The 19,295-nt window shown below is 58.2% G+C and carries 13 protein-coding genes; 6 read left to right on the top strand and 7 right to left on the bottom strand.

The annotated features are described in order from the left end of the window. Positions 1 to 5: 5 nt before the first annotated feature. Positions 6 to 1,007, bottom strand: coding sequence for a zinc-binding alcohol dehydrogenase family protein (locus tag RTM06_RS15035; protein ID WP_312183247.1), 1,002 nt, complete (start codon positions 1,005 to 1,007; stop codon positions 6 to 8). Between the two features lie 142 nt (positions 1,008 to 1,149). On the opposite strand from RTM06_RS15035, the gene RTM06_RS15030 reads away from it, so the two are divergent. Then, positions 1,150 to 2,058, top strand: a complete 909-nt coding sequence (locus RTM06_RS15030; RefSeq protein ID WP_312183246.1) for a LysR substrate-binding domain-containing protein — start codon at positions 1,150 to 1,152, stop codon at positions 2,056 to 2,058. Between the two features lie 51 nt (positions 2,059 to 2,109). On the opposite strand, the gene RTM06_RS15025 is transcribed toward RTM06_RS15030, so the two are convergent. The 4 genes from RTM06_RS15025 to RTM06_RS15010 form a co-directional block, all read right to left on the bottom strand. After that, complete coding sequence (locus RTM06_RS15025) at positions 2,110 to 2,883, bottom strand: FCD domain-containing protein (RefSeq protein WP_061719402.1); 774 nt, start codon at positions 2,881 to 2,883, stop codon at positions 2,110 to 2,112. Positions 2,884 to 2,961: 78 nt separating this feature from the next. Further along, complete coding sequence (locus RTM06_RS15020; RefSeq protein ID WP_008110135.1) at positions 2,962 to 3,279, bottom strand: PTS sugar transporter subunit IIB; 318 nt, start codon at positions 3,277 to 3,279, stop codon at positions 2,962 to 2,964. Between the two features lie 9 nt (positions 3,280 to 3,288). After that, positions 3,289 to 4,716, bottom strand: a complete 1,428-nt coding sequence (locus tag RTM06_RS15015; RefSeq protein ID WP_312183243.1) for a glycoside hydrolase family 1 protein — start codon at positions 4,714 to 4,716, stop codon at positions 3,289 to 3,291. Between the two features lie 9 nt (positions 4,717 to 4,725). Beyond that, the gene (locus RTM06_RS15010) at positions 4,726 to 6,060 is read right to left on the bottom strand and encodes a PTS sugar transporter subunit IIC (protein ID WP_256698526.1); all 1,335 of its coding nucleotides are present in this window, start codon (positions 6,058 to 6,060) and stop codon (positions 4,726 to 4,728) included. Positions 6,061 to 6,228: 168 nt separating this feature from the next. On the opposite strand from RTM06_RS15010, the gene RTM06_RS15005 reads away from it, so the two are divergent. Continuing rightward, positions 6,229 to 6,540 (top strand): PTS lactose/cellobiose transporter subunit IIA, encoded by a 312-nt coding sequence (locus RTM06_RS15005; RefSeq protein WP_061719101.1) that lies wholly within the window; start codon positions 6,229 to 6,231, stop codon positions 6,538 to 6,540. A gap of 84 nt (positions 6,541 to 6,624) precedes the next feature. After that, the gene (locus RTM06_RS15000; RefSeq protein ID WP_256698524.1) at positions 6,625 to 7,254 is read left to right on the top strand and encodes a LysE family translocator; all 630 of its coding nucleotides are present in this window, start codon (positions 6,625 to 6,627) and stop codon (positions 7,252 to 7,254) included. 69 nt (positions 7,255 to 7,323) lie between these two features. On the opposite strand, the gene RTM06_RS14995 is transcribed toward RTM06_RS15000, so the two are convergent. Both RTM06_RS14995 and RTM06_RS14990 read right to left on the bottom strand, forming a co-directional pair. Continuing rightward, positions 7,324 to 7,809, bottom strand: a complete 486-nt coding sequence (locus tag RTM06_RS14995; protein ID WP_265302137.1) for a hypothetical protein — start codon at positions 7,807 to 7,809, stop codon at positions 7,324 to 7,326. A gap of 173 nt (positions 7,810 to 7,982) precedes the next feature. Next, entirely contained in the window at positions 7,983 to 10,169 is a 2,187-nt protein-coding gene (locus RTM06_RS14990; protein ID WP_312183240.1) for a TonB-dependent siderophore receptor, read from the bottom strand. A 278-nt stretch (positions 10,170 to 10,447) separates the two neighbouring features. Between RTM06_RS14990 and fes the strand changes: the two genes are divergently transcribed. From fes to RTM06_RS14975, 3 genes are all read left to right on the top strand, one after another. Continuing rightward, positions 10,448 to 11,806 (top strand): enterochelin esterase, encoded by a 1,359-nt coding sequence (gene fes / locus RTM06_RS14985; protein ID WP_312183237.1) that lies wholly within the window; start codon positions 10,448 to 10,450, stop codon positions 11,804 to 11,806. After that, the gene (locus RTM06_RS14980) at positions 11,799 to 12,020 is read left to right on the top strand and encodes an MbtH family protein (RefSeq protein ID WP_312183235.1); all 222 of its coding nucleotides are present in this window, start codon (positions 11,799 to 11,801) and stop codon (positions 12,018 to 12,020) included. The genes fes and RTM06_RS14980 overlap by 8 nt, the downstream gene beginning before the upstream one ends. 50 nt (positions 12,021 to 12,070) lie before the next feature. Beyond that, on the top strand, positions 12,071 to 19,295 hold a 7,225-nt coding region (locus RTM06_RS14975; protein WP_312183232.1), incomplete at its 3' end, for a non-ribosomal peptide synthetase.

Raw genomic sequence — 19,295 nt, 5'->3', positions numbered from 1 at the left:
AATACTTAAAACCCGCTCAACACAATCTTACCGCGTGCGCGACCGCTCTCGATCAACGCATGCGCCTTGCGCAGATTGGCGGCACTGATGACGCCATGATGTTCACCCGCGGTGGTTTGCAGGGTTTGGTCATCAATCAACTGGCTCACGCGCTGAAGAATCTCATGCTGGCGCTGCATATCGGCGGTATGGAACAACGAGCGGGTAAACATCAATTCCCAGTGCAGCGAAATCGCTTTGCGCTTCAGCGGCACCGCATCCAGCGTCTCGGGATCGTCGATCAACGCCAGCTTGCCCTGTGGCGCAAGGGCATCAATCAGCTGATCGTAATAGCTGTCGGTGTGCGTCAGCGAGGCGACATAGCGCACCTCTTTATGCCCAATTGCCGCCAGCTGTTCGCCCAGCGGTTGAGAATGATCAATCACGTGATGCGCGCCGAGTGAACGCACCCAATCTGCCGTTTCCGGGCGGGATGCGGTACCGATCACCGTCAGCCTGGTCAATTTGCTGGCAAGCTGCGTCAGCATGGAGCCAACGCCGCCGCCTGCGCCAATGATCAGCAGCGCGGCGTTGTCATCGGCCTGCACCTCCAGACGATCAAACAGCAGTTCCCACGCGGTGAGTGAGGTCAGCGGCAGCGCGGCGGCATCGGCGTCATTCAGCGAACGCGGTTTGTGCCCGGCGATGCGTTCATCCACCAGACCATATTCGGCATAGCTGCCGGCGCGAGTGATATCACCGGCGTAAAACACCTCGTCGCCCGGCTGGAATAGCGTGACCTCTGCGCCCACCGCTTCCACCACGCCAACCGCATCCCAACCCAGAATGCGCGGCTTATCGGTTGGCGCACCGGCGCGCACTTTTGTGTCCACCGGATTCACCGCGATGGCGTGAATTTTTACCAACAGATCGCGCGCGCCCGGCGTTGGCTTCTCAACCTCGAGCTCATACAGCGCATTTTCATCGGAAATCGGTAAACCGTTTTGGCTATAAACAATGGCTTTCATCAGGCAGATCCTTATTCATCAGCAGGTTTCGTGAAGTGAATTCAGCATAGCGGGCCGCAGCGCAATGAAAAATGCCAGTTGCAGGTGAACACTTTCACTCTTAGAGTGAAAATCCCTGCCGACTACCACGATGTATAAGAAGATGATCCGACTGGAAGATGTCACCCTGTTTGTGCGTTCCGCCGCACTCGGCAGCTTTTCACGCGCGGCGCGCGAGGTGAATTTGCTGCCCGGACAGGTCAGCGCGGCGATCCAGCGGCTGGAGCGTGAACTGGATCGGCGCTTGTTCGCCCGATCAACCCGCAGCCTGCGCTTAACCGCCGAAGGGGAAAAGTATCTGCCCTACGCGCAGGAGATGCTGGCACTGATGCATGCCGGAGCCGATAGCTTGCAGAGCGATGAAGATGCGCTGAGCGGCGAGCTAAAAATCGCGCTGCCGTCAGATATTGGCCGCAATATTCTCCTGCCGCTGATCACCGATTTTTGCCGCGAGCATCCGGCGCTGGCGGTGCGTCTCTCCTTTTCTGATCAGATCAGCGATGTGTTCCGCGATCCGGTGGATATCGCCATTCGTTACGGCAAACTGGAAGACAGCAGCTACGTGGCGTTGCCGCTGGCAGAAGACAATCGCCGCGTGATGGTGGCGTCGCCGGATTACCTCGATCGTCACGGTCGCCCACAGATGCTGGAGGAGATCGCGCAGCATCATCATGGCCTGCTGTTTATTATGGGCGGCCACGTTTACGACAAATGGACATTTCCGCAGGATGGCATGCGCCGCCAGATCACGGTGAAAAGCCGCATGCTATGTGATGACGCCGAAGTGGCGCGGCGCTGGGCCATTGCCGGTATGGGCATCGCCTATAAATCGTGGATTGATGTGTGTGACGACGTGCTGGCCGGCAGGCTGGAGCGCGTAATGCCGGAGATGCCGGGAGAAAGCACGCCACTGCACCTTATCTGCCCGCATCGCAAACAGTTTTCCCCGGCGATCCGCGCGCTGCATGAAGTGTTGCGCACGCCGCTGCGCGCGTTAACGGCGAAGCTATAATGCCAATCAATGCCGTAAATAGCGGGGTTTTGTAGGGTTATGGCGACCTCATCACATCAACTTACCCTGAAAAATCGGTACCGATTCGAACAGATAGCCATCAAAGTCCGGCGCATCGGCATCGGATAACTCCAGCAGCGTGTTCTTGACGTTTTCCAGGTGCTGCCACATCGCCTGCCAGGAACCCATCACATCACGACGTCGTAGCGCCGCCAGAATGGTTTGATGATCGCCCAGCCACTTCAGGCGATAGGCGCGGGTCTCATACTGCGGCCGCAGCTGCTGCCACAGCGGGCTGGCTTCGTGGTGGCGCCAGACGCTGGTGACCGTATCGAGCAGCATCTGATTTTGCGTCGCGCCCGCCAGCAGCAAATGAAATAACTTGTCATTATCCTGGCTGCTGTCGTTGAGCGCGATGGCGCGCTGCTCCTGTTCCAGCGTGCGGCGCAGGTTTTCGATATCGGCTTTGGTGGCCATTTTCGCAGCGAAGGCGGCGATATTGCTCTCCAGCAATTGACGCGCCTGCAACATCTCAAACGGGCCGACATCGCTGCGGAAAAACGCCTCTTCCGCATCCTCGCTTTCCGAAGGAATGCGCATCACGTAAACGCCGGAACTTTGACGTATATCCACCGTGCCTTCCAGCTCCAGCATCAGCAACGCTTCACGCACAATGGTGCGGCTCACGCCCCAGGTTTCCGCCAACTGGCGCTCTGGCGGCAGTCGTGAGCCAACCGGGTAATTGCCATCGAGGATTTGCTGACGCAGATGCTGACCAATTTCCTGATACTGCTTTTTCTCTTGTGGCGCTTCGGCTTTTTCCACGCTCTCACCCTTTTGCATCATGGTGCATTCGGCCCGGCCGCGTCCTGTGCGCGCCGGAACCTGACTGCTATCTGGGCGCTAGTGTACCAAAGCCAGCGCCTGATCGAGTACCTTTGCACCATTCAACGTACCGTAAGCCACGGTATCGATCACCGCAATCGGCAGTTGATAGCTGTCGGTCAGCTTTTTATTCTCCTCAAGCTTAAAGCGCACCTGCGGTCCCAGCAGCACCACTACCACGTCCTGACCGTAATTTTGTAACTCTTCACGCAGGTTCTGTTCCGGGATGGCGTAGATCTGGTATTCAAGACCGCGTGCTACCGCCTCTTTCTCAATGCGGGTAACTAACATCGAAGTCGACATGCCTGCTGCGCAGGCCAAAATAATGCGTTTCATCGGTCGTCCTTATTTGGCTTCATCGTCAATGTTGAGGGTCAATTGCTGGGTGTCACGCAACTGACGGAACCAGTGCGCGGATTTCTTCATGCGTCGCTGCCGCTGGTTGTCGAGGTCGATCTCGATCAGTCCGTAGCGATTTTTGAAGGCGTTCATTGGCGAAACATTGTCGGTAAACGCCCACAACATGTAGCCCAGACAGTTGCTGCCCGCTTCACGCGCACGCACCGCCTGGTAAAGGTGTTCAGCAATAAAGTTGATGCGGTAGTCGTCCTGAATTTCCCCCTGCGCATCCTTAAATTGCGCTTCGTTTTCGATGCCCATGCCGCTCTCGGCCACAAACCACGGCAGATTGCCATACTCCTCTTTCATGCGCTGCGCCATGTCGAAGACAATGCGCGGTTGAATTTCCCAGCCACGCGAGCTGTTCATGCGGCGGCCCGGCAGCTCAAAATGTTCGTAGTAAAAGGCCGGATGGAACGGCGTCTCCGGATGCCACGCACGAGACGGCGATTTGACGCGATGCGGATAGTAAAGATTTAGCCCCACTTCATCGACGGTGTTGGCGGCAATGATCGCCAGCTCTTCCTCGGTGACGTCCCACTGCACTTCATGTTTATCCAGCAGCTGCAACAATTCAGCTGGATAAACGCCTTTGATCGCCGGGTCGAGGAATACCCGGTTGTAGAACAGATCGTAGATTTTCGCGGCTTTCACATCGTGCGCCGCCGACGAGCGCGGATAGGTCACCTCAGGATTAAGAATGGTGCCCACCGTGCCAGCATAACCCTGCTGGCGGAACAGTTTCACCACCTTCGCCGTGGCGAGATTTTTATGATGATTCCACTGCATCCACTTGTGCGTGTTCTGCTCATACGGCCAGCGCAGCGCATCAAGATAGACGCGCGTCTGCACCACAATCGGCTCATTGAAAACAAACCAGCGCGTCACTTTTCCGGCGTAGCGGGCAAACACTTTTTCGACATAGCGGATAAACAACTCCACCACATGTTTTGACTGCCAGCCGCCGTACTCTTCCAGCAACTGCAGCGGCAGTTCGTAATGTTCGAGGCACAACATCAGTTCAATGCCCTGACGTTGCATCTCATCAATCAACTGGTCGTAATAGGCCGCGTACTCTTCATCAACCACCGCGTTTTCATAGTCGGTGAGAAAACGAGACCAGTTGATTGAGGTGCGATAGTGGGTCAGCCCTGCCGCTTTCATCAGCGCCACGTCTTCGCGGAAGCGATTGATAAAATCGGTCGCCACCGCCGGTCCATAACCGTTGTGCCAGACATGACGATCCTGCTGGTACCAGGCATCCAGATAGGAATCCTGCCCGACTTTTTTGCCGCTCCAGCCTTCGGTTTGCCAGGCCGATGCCGCCGCGCCGAGGATAAAGCCCTGCGGCAGCGCAATGGTGTGCTTACTCATCGAATCTCCTTAATTTTGTGCCAGCTCGGCTTGCAGATTTTTTGCTTCCGCCGCTTCGGCGCGACGTGCCGCCACTTTGACAAACGGCAGATAAATCAATACCGAAACCACGATGCAGATGATTTGCGTCACTACCGCGCCCATCGAACCGGCGGTAGACAGCCACGCGTTGATAATTGGCGGCGTGGTCCAGGGAACCATCACCACCGCTTTACCGGCGAAGCCCATCACCGTGGCGAAATAGCCAATCGAACCGGTGACCAGCGGCGTGATGATGAAAGGAATGGCGAGAATGGGATTGAGCATGATCGGCATACCAAAAATCACCGGCTCATTGATGTTGAATAAGCCAGGTCCAAACGACAGCTTGGCGATTTCCCGCATCTCTTTGCGTTTGGTGGCAATCATCACCGCGGTTAACAGGCCAATCGTCAGGCCGGAACCGCCGATGCTCATGTACACATCCCAGAACGGCATGGTGATGATGTTCGGCGCTTCCTTGCCCTGCTCGAAGGCGTTCATGTTGACCAGAATCGCCCCCAGCAGCAGCGGCTCACGAATCGGTTTCACCATCTGGTTGCCGTGAATACCAATCACCCAAAACAGCTGGGCAACAAACATCAGCAACAGAATGCCCCACAAGCTCTGCACCACCGATTCCAGCGGCTGCTGCACCACTTTGTACACCGCGTCGTACAGGTACATGCCGGTGATCTGATGGAAGATAAAGCCAAACGTAGCGACCAGCGAGACGGTGATGATCGACGGGATCAGCGCGGAAAATGACGCAGCAACGTTCGGCGGCACGGTATCCGGCATTTTGATTTTTAGCCGTTCAACCTGCTCCAGCCGGCAGTAAATCTCTACCGACAGAATGGCGATAAACATGCCGAGGAACAGACTTTTGGTATCGGAGAACTGTTTCGCCAGCACATCGGTGACCACATGCATCTGGCCATCCACCAGCATTTGCAGCGTGGTGGGCGTCACCGAGATGAAGCAGATGATCGCCAACAGGCCGGGAAACAACGTTTTGATACCGTTGATGCGGCCCAGTTCGATACCAATCAGAAACACCGCGCCAATATTCAGAAAACTCAGCGTGGCGTAGTTAATGCTGCTGGTGATCGGTTTTAAATCGGCGAGAAACGACAGCGCAGAGAAACTGGCGAGTCCATTTTTCGGGTCCAGCACCATGTTGGAAATCAGCACCGAAAACGCGCCGACAATGATCACCGGCATCAGCGTGATGAACGAGGCTTTGATCGCCATGATGTAGCGGTAGCTATTGAATCGCGTGGCAAAGCTACCCAGCGAATCGATAAGACGTTCCTGTAGAGACATTGGTCAACCCTCAGCGGTTTTAGGTGTTATGCATCAGCTTGATAGTTCGTGGCATACCAAAATGGCGATATTCGCGCTTAATTTCTGTGATCATGCTCGCGGAACTTCTTTTTGGTATTCCGATAGCATCGTTATCACCAATTTGGCATACCAATAAGTGAGGCGAATATGGATTTTGAACAAACGATGATGGAGTTGCTGATTAATGCCGGTGAGGCAAGATCGCAAGCCATGATGGCGATTCAGCAGGCGCGCAAAGCTGACTGGCAAGGTGCTGATGAGGCGTTGGCGGCGTCAGATGAGGCCGCCAAAGCGGCGCATAAAATCCAGACCGCATTGATTGGCGCCGATGAAGGCTGCGGTAAAGTGCCGGTCACGCTGATTTTAGTGCATGCGCAGGATCATCTGATGACGGCAATGCTGTGCCGCGATTTGGCGGGCGAGTTGGTGCTGTTACGGAAGGAGTTGCACGGGAAGTAAGGGTGCAATTAGCTAAACCATTCTGGAAGAGTGCAGCTTCAGGCGATATAAAGTGAGTTACCTTCCGCCATCGTAGAGGAACCTATGGCGCTGTCACATGAACTGATTCTGATCTACACCACCTATTTCGTCGCCACCGCCAGTCCTGGCCCGAGCAATATGGCGATTATGGGTACGGCGATGAAACAGGGACGCGGCGCGGCGCTGGCATTAGCCAGCGGCGTGATTGGCGGTTCGATGATGTGGGCGCTGCTGGCGGCCTGCGGCGTGCTCACCGTGCTGGCCACTTTCGCACAACTGCTGATTGTGCTGAAGATTGGCGGCGGATTGTATCTGTTGTGGCTGGCGTTTAAGGCGGGAAAATCGGCGCTGCGTAAGCCAGATGCCAGCGAATTCGCGCCGGGCAGCGAAAAAGCGCACTTCGGCAAAATGTTTCGTCAGGGCATGTTGATGCACGTCGGCAATCCTAAAGCGATTTTGACGTGGGTGGCGATTATGTCGGTGGCGTTAAAACCGGGTGCAGCGGCATCAACCTTGCCGATGATTATTGCAGGCTGCGCGGCGATTTGCGTGCTGGTGTTTGGCGGTTATGCGGTGTTGTTTTCCACTGCGGTGATGGCGACATTTTATCGCCGCATCCGTCGTGGGCTGGATGCGCTGCTGGCTTGTTGCTTTACAGTTGCCGGGTTGAAGTTGGTGTTTAGCCGGAGTTGATGTGGAAAGGTCGCCATGAATGGCGACCCTACGAAACCTTGCTGGTGCGCATATTTACGCACCTAAACATCACGAATTATTTGGCGGCGTGGCGTCGGTTTCGCTGAACGCGGGCTTCTGGCGCGTCACAGAATAGACCACGTTTTTCGGGCTGTTGGGATCGGTGGTGACATCCACAGAGGCGATGGTCACTTTGCCAAAACCAAACAGCGTCTGCACGTAACCTCCAATCTGGTGTTTACCAGGCGAAACGCGAATTTCTCTCTTCTCACCCTTCTTCAGCAGACCTGCATCCTGGCCATCTACCGTCACATAAATAGTAGAACCGTCATCGGTACGCGTCACCACATGCGAAATGTTGATTACCGTTGGGCCGGTCTCGAACGGAGAAGGCGAATCGTTACTGTCGATTGGCGCGCCGGTTGCAGGCTGAGCGGCAGATGCGTCCGCAGTCGCAGTACTGTCATGTGATGTACCTGTTACGGCGGCAAGGCGGGCGCAGCCGGTAAGCATGATTGTTGCCATCAAAGTGGCTAAAGTGAAGCGCGATAACATCGTGACGAAAAACCCCTGCTAAATGAGAAGCGTTCATTTTAACGCGCCTTGCGGAGTGATGACAGTCACACAAATACAGTATTTTCCGAAAACCGCTTAAGAAGTGTCTTGGTGAAAAGCGAGCCGCACGGAATGCGAAAAGAATCGGCGGCCAGAGAGGCCGCCAGTGAGAATTACCAGCTGTAGCTGACGGAAGCCACAATGCTGCGCCCGCTGCCGTAGAAGCAGGCGCTTTCGTTACTGCATGACGCCACGTAGTGCTTATCCGCGATATTGTTGACGTTCAGTTGCAGCGTGGTGCCGCGCAGCGAATTCGCCGCTTCGCCCAGCTCATACTTGGCCATCGCATCATACAAGGTGTAGTGCGGGACTTTGTCGACGCCAATTTCGTCCGCTGGCGCGGTGCCGGTGTAACGCACGCCGCTGCCCAGCGTAAAGCCGCTCAGCACGCCATCGAGGAAGGTGTAGCTGCCCCACGCTGACGCCGCATGACGCGGAATGCTCGATGGTGAATGACCGATACGCTCCGTAATGCTGCTCTCTTTGGTCACCGCATCAGTGTAGGTATAGGCCGCTAACAGTTTGATCTCCGGCGTAATCTGCGCATGCGCTTCGGTTTCGATACCCTTCGAACGCACTTTACCAATCTGTTCGTTGTAGCCGGTCACGCTGTTATACGCCGTGATGTTTTTTTGCGTGATATCAAATGCCGACACGGTGAACACCGCATCCCAACCGACCGGCTGATACTTCACGCCCACTTCGGTCTGTTCGCCGGTAGTCGGTTTGAACGGATCGGTGCCTGGCGCGCCGCTGTTGAGGTTGGGTTCGAACGAGGTGCTGTAGCTGACGTACGGTGAAATGCCGTTATCGAACGCATACAGCAGACCTGCACGGCCGGTGAACTTGTTGTCATTCTGCTGGGTTTGGCTGTTATCGGTGCGATCCTGAGTGCGCACTTCGCTCCAGTCGTGACGTCCAGACAGCAGCAGGTTCCACTGATTCCACTCCAGCTGATCCTGCAAATACACGCCCACCTGATCGAGCTTCTTGCGCGTGCTGGTAGTCAACGTCAAATCACTCTCATTGATGCTGATACGCGTTGGATTGGCCCAGTCGAGAATGTATTGATCGCCACTGTCGCGCCACAGTTTGTTATCCACGTCGCTCCACTTGTAATCGAGCCCGCCGAGCACGGTGTGCGCGATGTTGCCGGTTTCAAAAGTGGCTTTCAGCTGGTTATCCAGGCCCAACTCTTTCGACTTGATCTTGTCATGCTGCGGACGACGGTTGATTGAGTGATCGTTATCCGCATCAAAGGTATACACCAGATATTTGTACGATTCGTCCATGTTGCTGTAGCGCAGATTCTGCGTGAAGCTCAGGTTGTCGTTGAGATTGTGCTCGAAGATATAGCCGATCGAGGTCTGTTCGCGTTTGGCTTCGTTGAAGCTCGGATCGCTGACGTTGAAATCGTAAGGAATGTAACCCGCGCTGCTCTCTTTCAACGTGCCGCTGGCCGGCAGGAAGTTACGGTAACCCGCTTTCGGCTCGTTCTGGTACATGGTCAGCAGCGTAAAGCTGGTATCCGCGTTCGGCAGCCAGGTAATCGCTGGCGCAATCGCCATGCGCTGCTGTTTATTGTCCTTCACGAACTCATGTTTGGTGCTGGCGATACCGTTCAGGCGGTAGAACAGCGTGTTGTAATCGTTCAGCTTACCGCCGAAATCAAACGCCGCTTCACCCAAATGCTGGTTGCCGGTGCTGAGCTGCACTTTGTGAATGCTCTGCGCGGTAGGACGCTTGCTGGTCATCGCCACGATGCCGCCTGGATTCACCTGACCGTACAACACCGACGCGGGGCCGTGGATCATCTCTACGCGCTCCAGCAACCAAGGATCGATCTGCCCCGCAGCGCCCGCCTGGCCGGATAAACCGTAGTTCAGGCCATCGAGGAATTTCGGCGCATAGCGGAAACCGCGCGCGATGATCTCATCGTTTCGGTTGGAGTTACCGCGATAGTTGGTCAGCACGCCGCTGCTGTAGCTCAACGCATCGGCAACAGAAGCCGCGGCTTGATCGTCCATCTGCTCACGGGTAATCACCGAAATGGATTGCGGGGTGTTGCGCAGAGGCGTGGACGTTTTGGTGCCCGCCGCGCTCTCTTTCGCCACATAACCTTGCAGCGGCGAGGTCACGCTTTCACGCGTGTCGGCGTTTACGGTAAGGGTCTCTTCGGCGGCCACGCTGAAGGCAGCCGGTGCCACCAACAGAATTGAGGCCAGAGAAAGGTACAGAGGATTAAGTCTGAATTGACGTGCCACAGCAGGTATTGCTGAATTTCTTGCTTTAACGGACATAGTTGCCATCTCTATTTCAAACTGCCTTGTAGATGAAATAATCCGTTCAGTCGCCCTCGCCCAACGACAATGGCTGTAACGGATTGAAATATTACTCTCTTGCGTTATTTACGGTCCTAATCTCCCTGCGTGACGTCCTTCACAAAATAATTCACTGAAAATCCGAAGGTTTATTAGGCGCGAAAAATCATATTGCAAATGTAAATCGTTATCAATAGCATTTGCATTAGCTTTAGTTAAGTAAAGACAGTGAACAAAATGTGGAGATGGGTTGCAGGATGTTTCTAACAAGCGCAGAAAAAACGACGAAGACATGGTTGCCCACCGGGACAGTTGCGCAATGGTTGCAGCAGGCCGATTTGGGTAGCGAAGGCTGGTGGCAGCGGCTTTATGCGGTCGGTACGCCGCTGGTTGAGCGTGACGAAAATGGCCAAACGACCATGCACTTCTTCTGGCGCGATCCTGAAGGACATTCCGCACTTTCTTCCACTGAACGGGTTTACGTCGATATTAACGGCGTCACCGATCACCACAGCGAAGCGCCAGAAAGTCTGGTTCGCGTGGGCGACAGCAACGTCTGGCATTGGTTGACCGCCATTGAATCTGATTGGCGCGGCAGTTACAGCCTGATTCCCGCCACCGCACAGCAGTTGCCGCCGCTGTTTTGTGGCGACGATGCCGCCTGTCGCGCGCTACAGCGCAAGTGGTGGATCTCGCTGATGCCGCTGGCGATCCCCGACAAATTCAATCCCACGCCGCCATTTCTCAGCAGCCGCCGTTTTGCCTTAAGCAATGCGCACATGCCGGATGCGCCGGATCAATCCGCCTGGCGCGCGCTGGATGCCGGCATGGCGGAAACCTGGCCAGATACGCTGCAAACCCTGCAGTGGCACAGCGCGTTGCTCAACGTCACGCGTAACGTCTGGCTCTACAGCACCGGCACAACAACTCAGCCCGAACAGCGTCCGCTGGCGATCCTACTCGACGGACAAAACTGGGTGTACGGCCAACCGATTTTCAGCGCGCTGGATCAGGTCACCGCCGATGGCGAACTTCCGCCCGCCTGCTGGCTGTTTATCGATGTCATCGATAGCCAGCATCGCGAAGCCGAATTGCCGTGCAATGAAACCTTCTGGCAGGCGGTGCAGCAGGAACTGTTACCGCTGGCACGCCAGCACGCAGCGTTCAGCGGCGACGCCGACCGCACGCTGGTAGCCGGACAAAGCTATGGCGGACTTGCCGCGTTGTATGCGGGTTTGCACTGGCCGCAGCGTTTTGGCCGCATTCTCACGCAATCCGGCTCCTTCTGGTGGCCGCATCTGCAATACATCCGCGACTACGCCAACCGCGAGCAGCACGCGCCGGGTTTGATACTGGAACGGCTGCAACAGGGCGATTTACCGCCGGGCAAGCTGAAGATTTTCCAGGAAGTGGGCGATCGCGAGGCAGACATGGTGTACGTCAACCAGCAGATCGTCCCGGCGCTGCAAGCCGCAGGCCATGAATTACATTTTCGCCGCTTCGCCGGAGGGCACGATGCGTTGTGCTGGCGCGGCGGTCTGATCGACGGCTGCCGCTGGCTGCTGGCCGATTTTCTCCCCACAACCTCACCTTCTGAAGGTAATAACCATGTCTGAACAACAGAATCCGTTTGATAACGACACGCTCGATTTTCTGGTGCTGCTCAACGCGCGTCAGCATTACAGCCTGTGGCCGGCTTTTGCCCCGGTTCCGGCAGGCTGGCACAACGTGGCGGGACCGCTGACGCGCAGCGCCGCCATTGAGTTTATCGAAGCAAACTGGCACGACATGCGGCCAGCGACGCAACAGACGTCGTCTACCGCGCATTAATTTTTTAACTTTCTCTTTTTTTAATCGTTTTTCTCGACAGGAATTGTCCTTTGGCAACGTTTAATCCGGCCCCTTCAGCGGCCTATCCTTTAGTCGCGGCGCAGCCCGGCATCTGGATCGCTGACAGCATTGCGCAGCCGCGCAACCAATTTACCGTGGCGCACTACAGCGTGCTGCACGGCAACATCAATCGGGCGGCGCTGGACAGCGCCATTCAGCAAGCGATGGCGGAAGCCGATACTGTGCAGGCGCGCTTCGGCCTTGACGATAATGGCAATCCGGCGCAGTGGTTTGATGCGCAAGCGCCGGTCGCGCCGGAATGGCACGATTTCAGCCAGCGTGCCGATGCGAGCAGCCAGGCGCACAAACTAATGCAGGCCGATCTCGCCGCCGAGCTGCCCGCCGACGGCGACAAACCGCTTTATCGTCACGCGCTGATGCGCATCGGCGACGGCAGCTGGCTGTGGTATCAGCGCTATCACCATTTGCTGGTGGATGGTTTCAGTTTTGAAGCGCTGACCCAACGCGTCGCGGCGATCTATGCCGCCCTTTGCGCCGGAGCAACGCCCGCGCCCTCGCCGTTTACCCCGTTCACCACGGTGATTGAAGAGATTCAGCAGTGGCAGGATTCACCTGCATATGCGCGCTCCGCCAGCCACTGGCAAAGCTACGCGGCGGATCTGCCAGAGACGCTGACGCTGTCCAGTGAAAACCTGGGCGATCACGTCGATCGTCCGATCAGCTGTCAGGTCACACTGCCGCAACTGGCCACGCTGCGTCAGCAGCAACAACTGGCCGATAGCAGCGAAGGCGATATCGTCAGCGCGTTGTTAGTGGCCTATCTGGCCCGCTTCAGCAATAGCCAGCGTCTGTCGATTGGCTTCCCGTTTATGCGCCGCATGGGTTCGGCGGCAATTTCCACGCTCGGCCCGGTGGTCAATGTGTTGCCGCTGATTTTCACCGTCAGCGATGAGATGACGTTGCCGATGCTGGTGCAGCAGGTGCAGGGAGAAATCCGCAAAGCGCGCCGTCATCAGCGCTATGAAGCGGAGCAGCTGCGCCGCGATCTCGGCCTGGTCGGCAGCAGCCAGGCGCTGTATGGTCCGGTGATTAACGTCAAGGTTTACCACGACGATCTGCAATTCGACGGCCAGCCTGCCCCAACCCACACGCTGGCGATGGGCCCGGTAGACGATCTGGAGTTTGAAGTCGGCTTCCGCGATGGCGTATTACAGCTCACACTGGTGGCTAACCCGCGCCGCTACGATGCGCAAACGCTACAACGTCACGCCGAGCGTATCAGCCATCTGCTCACGCAGTTCGCGACGGATGCCAACATGAGCTTGGGTGAGCTTTTATTGCTCGCGCCGCAGGAGCAGATCGATCTGCAACGCTGGTCGACCGGCCCCACCATCGTGCCGCCCGCAAATACCCGCACCATCGTCGATATCCTGTTGCAAGCTGCGGAGCAATACGGCGCGCAAACTGCGGTGGTGTGCGGCGAGCGCAGCCTCAGCTATCGCCAGCTCGCCGATCGCGCGATGCAACTGGCGCATCTGCTGATCGCACGCGGTTTACAAGCGGACGACGTAGTGGCGATTGGTATTCCACGTTCAGTGGATTCTCTGGTGGCGATATTCGGCGTGCTGGCGAGCGGCGCGGCCTATATGCCGCTCGATCTCGATTATCCACGCGAACGCCTGGCGCTGATGTGTGATGACGCGCAGCCTAAGCTGCTGCTGACGCACTCCAGCACGCTGGCGCAAATGCCTGAGTTGCCGCATCTGCGGATTGACCAGCTTGTATTGAGCGATTATTCCAGCGCACGACCTGACACCCAACTGTGCGGCGACGATCTGGCCTACATGATCTACACCTCAGGTTCGACCGGCCGCCCGAAAGGCGTAATGAGCACCCATCAAGGTTTGCTCAATCTGTTTCTGTCGCACCGCGAGCGTCTGTTCGGCCCGGCGATTGCGCGCTTCACCGCCAACAGCCCGCGCCGCATGCGCGCCGGTCACACCGCTTCCTTCTCGTTCGATTCTTCGTGGGAACCGCTGTTCTGCATGCTGATGGGCTGCGAGCTGAATATCTTCGACGAAGAGCTGCGCCGCGATGCGTGGGGCCTGATTCAGCAGATGAATGCGGTGCCGGTCGACTTGCTGGATATCACCCCGTCGTTCTTCTCGCAGATGATCGACAGCGGCCTGCTGGAAGCCGACAACCATCGTCCCTCCTTTGTGATGATTGGCGGTGAAGCGGCCACGCCAACGCTATGGAAGCTGATGCAGCAACAGCAGCAGATGGAGATTCACAACTATTACGGCCCGTCGGAATACACCATCGATACGCTGGGCGCCAGCGTCATGGCGTCACCGCAGCCGGTAATTGGTCGTCCGGTGGGCAACAGCGAAGTCTATCTGCTGGATAACCAGCTGCGTCAGGTGCCGATTGGCTGCGCTGGCGAGCTGTATATCGCCGGAACCGGCATCGCGCGCGGTTATCTGCGCCGTCCCGATCTCACCAGCGGACGCTTCGTCGCCAACCCCTTCCGCGACGGCGATGTGATGTACCGCAGCGGCGACCTGATGCGCTGGCGGCAGGATGGTCAGCTGGCGTTTATTTGCCGTACCGATCACCAGATTAAAGTGCGCGGCTTCCGCGTTGAACTCGGTGAAGTGGAAAACGCGCTGGTGGCGCTGCCGGAAGTCAGCACCGCCGTGGTGATCGCCGAAGTGATAGGTGCCACGCATCGCCTGATTGGTTACTGCTCGGTGCAGGATGACGCGTTGCGCGCCGATGCCGATCTCAGCGCCCGTTTGCTGGCGCAACTGGCCACGCAGCTGCCGGATTACATGGTGCCTGCGGTATTGATGGTGATGGACGAATTGCCACTCAACGTTAACGGCAAGATTGATCGCCAGGCGCTGCCGAAGCCACAACAGGCGCACCAAAGTCAAAGTCGCGCCGCCAGCACGCCGCAGGAGCAGCTGATTTGCCACGCAATTGCCAGCCTGCTGGGGCTGGAGAGCGTCGGCGCGGAAGACGATTTCTTCGCGCTCGGCGGCGACAGTATCTCTGCAATGGGGCTCAGCACCGCCGCACGTCGCGCCGGTTATTTGCTGCGTCCACGCGAAATCTTTGCCGAACGCACCGCCGCACGCATGGCGCGTGATTTGCAGCCACTGGCTCAGCACAACAGCGGCGCGCGCGTGGCGCAACAGGGCGCGATTGGCGGCTTGCCGATTCTGCACTGGTTCAATGCGCAAGCCGGTATCAACGCGCGCTTTGCGCACGGCGTGCTGCTGTCGGTGCCGCCGCAGTTGCAGCTCGCACAGCTGGAGCAGCTGATCGATCAGCTGGCGCAGGCGCATCCGGCGCTCAATGCCTTTACGCGCGGCGATCAGCTTATCGTTGGCGAAGCGCTGGCGTCGCGCCCTGCCCGCGTGCGTGCACTTGAGGTGCAGGATCGCGACCGCGCAGCGGAACAGGCGTTTAGCGAAGATGCTGAGGCGCTCGGTCCGGCAAACGGCGCGCTGCTGCACGCCACGCTGCTGCAACAAGACGGCATCAGCTTTGGTCTGGTGCTGACGCTGCATCACCTGATTGTTGATGGCGTCTCGTGGCGCGTATTGCTGGAAGAACTGCAACAGGCCGGTGACGCGCTGATCAATAACACGCCGCTGGTGATTCCCGCCGAGGAAACCTCGCTACATGACTGGTCGGCGGCGCTGCTGGCGAACCTTTCGGCGCGCGCCTCGGAGTTACCGTTCTGGCAACAGATGCTGGCCGAACCGCTGCCACTTGTCGGTGAACGAGCAATTAAGCCCAGCGATCGCCACCAGCATCAACGCACGCTGCTGGATGCCTCGACTACCCACGCGCTACTCAACACGCTGCCGCAACACTATCGCGCCACCAGCGAAGAGCTGCTGCTGACGCTGCTGACGATGGCATTGCGCCAACTCAACGGCAGCGCACAGCAGCGCGTCACGCTGGAGTCGCATGGTCGTGCCGAACTGCATGCACAGCAGGATCTGGCGCGCACCGTCGGCTGGCTGACGGCGGAATTCCCGCTGCTGCTGCCGTTACCCGAAAATCCCCACGCGCCGCTCAATGAGTGCGTACGCGCAGTGAAAGCGGTGCTGCGTGCGGTGCCGGATCGCGGTATTGGCTACGGTCAGCTGCGCTGGCTTGATGCGCATCGCGGCGTGACGCTGGAAAAACTGGCAGCACAACACGCGCCGCAGGTGCTGTTTAACTACCTTGGACGCTTCACGCAGCGCAGCGGTGACTGGTCGCCACAGCGCACCGCGCGGCAGTTCCGCGACACCTTTGCGGTGTTGCAGGATGAGGCGCTGCCGCTGCAGCACGCGCTGGAACTCAACGTTTTCGTTGAGGAGCAGCCAAACGCGGCGCAGCTGGCGCTGAACTGGAGCTGGGCGGACGGCGTACTCAACGCCGAGGCGATTGCCGATTTACATCAGGCAATGGCCGCTGCCGCGCAGGCGCTGATCACGCTAGCACAACAGCAGCCGCAGCACGCCGCCAATACGCTGGTGGCCGCCGAGGTGGCGCTGGAAGGCGTTGATGATGCGCTGCTGCAACAACTGCATGCGCGTCACGGCGCGTTCAGCCATGTGCTGCCGCTGTTGCCCTTGCAGAAAGGTCTGCTGTTCCACGCGCAAACCACCGCGCAGCAAGGCAGCTATAACTCGTTAACCCGCCTGACAATCAGCGGCGATATCAGCCCCGCAGCGGTACAAACCGCGCTCGACGCGGTGTTACAGCGCCATCCACAGCTGGCGGCGCGCTTCGACGCTGAACTCAGCCTGCAGCCGCTACAGCTGATACCTGAAACGCAATTGCACTGGCCGCTAACGCTGCATCAGCTAGCCGACGACGATGACATTGTGGCGCTGGAACATCAGGCGCTGGCGCAGGATCTGTTTAGCCAGCCGATCATGCTGCACGCCACGCTGATCGCCCATCGCGATGGCATGCGCTGGACGCTGCTGCTCAACGCGCATCATCTGGTGGTGGACGGCTGGTCAACGCCAGTGATCCTCAACGATCTGCTCAGCGCACTGCGTCAGCAAACCTTGCCCGCACACAGCAGCAGCTACGCCGACATTGTGCGTCAGCTCAGCCAGCGCGACAGCGATGAAGCGCGGCAGCAGTGGCAGGAATGCCTGCAAGAGGTGCGTCCGACGCTGCTCTATCCGCAGGCCGCCGACAGCGCGGTCAACGAAAAGCGCATTACGCTGGATGTCACGCTGGAGCGGGAGCTCTACGCGCTGTGCCGGACGCGCGGCTTAACCCTGAACACCGTGATGCAGGGATTGTGGGGCTTAATGTTGTCGGTCGCCAGCGGCCAGCAAGACGTGGTGTTTGGTGCGCCGGTTTCTGGCCGTTTTGGCCAGATTGACGGCATCGATCAGCACGTTGGCCTGTTCAGCAACACGTTGCCGGTGCGCCTGCGCTTCGATCATCAACGTCCTTTGCTGGCACAGCTCGCCGATCATCAGGCGCAGCAAATCCAGCTGATTGAGCAGGATTGCCTCGGTCTCGCCGAGATCCAGCAGCTGGTCGGCGTGGGTACGCTGTTCGATACCTTGCTGGTGGTGGAGAACTATCCGGACAACCAAATGCTGCTGGATGCCAACGCCGCCGTACGCTGCGAAGCGATTCACAATCGTGGTTACACGCACTATCCGCTGACGCTGCTGGTGCTGCCGGGCGAACAGCTGACGTTGCTGATGGAGTATCGCGACTGCGTCAGCGAGCCGGAACGTCTGGCCGAGCGGCTGTTACTGCTGCTGCAACAGCTGGTCAGCACGCCGGATCTGCCGCTGACGCAGTGGAAGCTGCAAACGCTGGCCGAGCAATCGCTGCTCGCCTGGGTCAACAACACCGGCGTGCAGTTGGAAAATGAAACCCTGCAACAGGCGATTGCCCAGCAGGCGGCGCGCACGCCGGACGCGCTGGCGCTGATGGATATGGAGCATCGTCTGAGCTACGGCGAAATGCAGCGTCAGGCCATGCTGCTGGCGGATCGCTTGATTGAAGCGGGCGTGATGCCGGGCGATATCGTTGCCGTGGCGCTGCCGCGCTCGGTGCGTCTCAGCATCGCGCTCACCGCCATCCTGCAGGCAGGTGCGGCCTATTTACCGCTGGATATCGGTTATCCCGATGAACGTCTGGCTTACATGGTGGAAGATGCGCGGCCGTGGGTGCTGATTACCGAATCCGCGCTGGAAACCCGCTTCGCCACGTTTGGCACACTGATGATGTTTGATGGCTTAGCCGCTGAACACATTCAGCCGCGCCACGCTTTGCCGCAGGCGGATGCCAGTCGTCCGGCCTACGTGCTTTATACCTCCGGCTCAACCGGCAAACCAAAAGGCGTGGTGGTGAACCAGCGCGCCATCGTCAACCGCCTGCGCTGGATGCAGGCCAGCTATCCGCTGCGCGCTGACGACGTGGTGTTGCAAAAGACGCCGTGCAGCTTTGATGTTTCGGTGTGGGAGTTCTTCTGGCCGCTGATGACCGGTGCGCAGCTGATGATGGCACCGCCGGAAGCGCATCGCGATCCGCAGGCGCTGTGGCAGCTGATCGACGATTATCGTGTGACCACCCTGCACTTCGTTCCCTCGATGCTGGCGGCCTTTGTCGGCCATCTCGCCGCGCAAACCGATCGGGCTTGCCCAACGCTACGCCGCGTATTCTGCAGCGGTGAAGCGCTAGCGTGCGACCTGGCGCGCAGCTATCAGGAAGTGATCGCTGCGCCGCTGCACAATCTGTATGGCCCAACCGAAGCCGCCGTCGATGTCACCTGGCAACCGGCCAGCGGCAGCGCGCTGGATGGCCTCAACGGGCCGGGCGTGCCGATTGGTCGTCCGGTTTGGAACACGCAGCTGCATATTCTCGATAGCCTGCTGCGTCCGGTGCCGGTTGGCGTGCCAGGCGATCTCTATCTCAGCGGCGTGCAGTTGGCCGATGGCTATTTGCATCGCGCCGACCTTACGTCACAGCGCTTTGTCGCCGCACCGTTTGCCGAAGGCGAGCGCATGTATCGCACCGGCGATATCGCTAGCTGGCGCGCCGACGGTGCGGTTGAGTATCTCGGTCGCAGCGACGACCAGCTGAAGATGCGCGGACAGCGTATCGAGCCAGGTGAAATCGAACAGGCGTTAGTGGCGCTGCCGGGCGTGGCGCAGGCAGTGGTCGCGGCGCGCGCGCTGACGCAGCACGCCACGCCGGGCGTGGATAACC

Source organism: Pantoea sp. CTOTU46764 (genome assembly GCF_031974595.1).
Taxonomy (GTDB): domain Bacteria; phylum Pseudomonadota; class Gammaproteobacteria; order Enterobacterales; family Enterobacteriaceae; genus Pantoea; species Pantoea trifolii.
Note: the sequence above shows the minus strand (reverse complement) of the source record. Positions and strands in the feature narration are given on the sequence as shown.

What these genes read in the sequence shown, in the direction of transcription:
- RTM06_RS14995 (WP_265302137.1), bottom strand. Translation starts at nt 7,809, where the DNA reads ATGTTATCGCGCTTCACTTTAGCCACTTTGATGGCAACAATCATGCTT.
- RTM06_RS15020 (WP_008110135.1), bottom strand. Translation starts at nt 3,279, where the DNA reads ATGAAACGCATTATTTTGGCCTGCGCAGCAGGCATGTCGACTTCGATG.
- RTM06_RS14990 (WP_312183240.1), bottom strand. Translation starts at nt 10,169, where the DNA reads ATGTCCGTTAAAGCAAGAAATTCAGCAATACCTGCTGTGGCACGTCAA.
- RTM06_RS15010 (WP_256698526.1), bottom strand. Translation starts at nt 6,060, where the DNA reads ATGTCTCTACAGGAACGTCTTATCGATTCGCTGGGTAGCTTTGCCACG.
- RTM06_RS15000 (WP_256698524.1), top strand. Translation starts at nt 6,625, where the DNA reads ATGGCGCTGTCACATGAACTGATTCTGATCTACACCACCTATTTCGTC.
- RTM06_RS15035 (WP_312183247.1), bottom strand. Translation starts at nt 1,007, where the DNA reads ATGAAAGCCATTGTTTATAGCCAAAACGGTTTACCGATTTCCGATGAA.
- RTM06_RS15015 (WP_312183243.1), bottom strand. Translation starts at nt 4,716, where the DNA reads ATGAGTAAGCACACCATTGCGCTGCCGCAGGGCTTTATCCTCGGCGCG.
- fes (WP_312183237.1), top strand. Translation starts at nt 10,448, where the DNA reads ATGTTTCTAACAAGCGCAGAAAAAACGACGAAGACATGGTTGCCCACC.
- RTM06_RS14980 (WP_312183235.1), top strand. Translation starts at nt 11,799, where the DNA reads ATGTCTGAACAACAGAATCCGTTTGATAACGACACGCTCGATTTTCTG.
- RTM06_RS15005 (WP_061719101.1), top strand. Translation starts at nt 6,229, where the DNA reads ATGGATTTTGAACAAACGATGATGGAGTTGCTGATTAATGCCGGTGAG.
- RTM06_RS15030 (WP_312183246.1), top strand. Translation starts at nt 1,150, where the DNA reads ATGATCCGACTGGAAGATGTCACCCTGTTTGTGCGTTCCGCCGCACTC.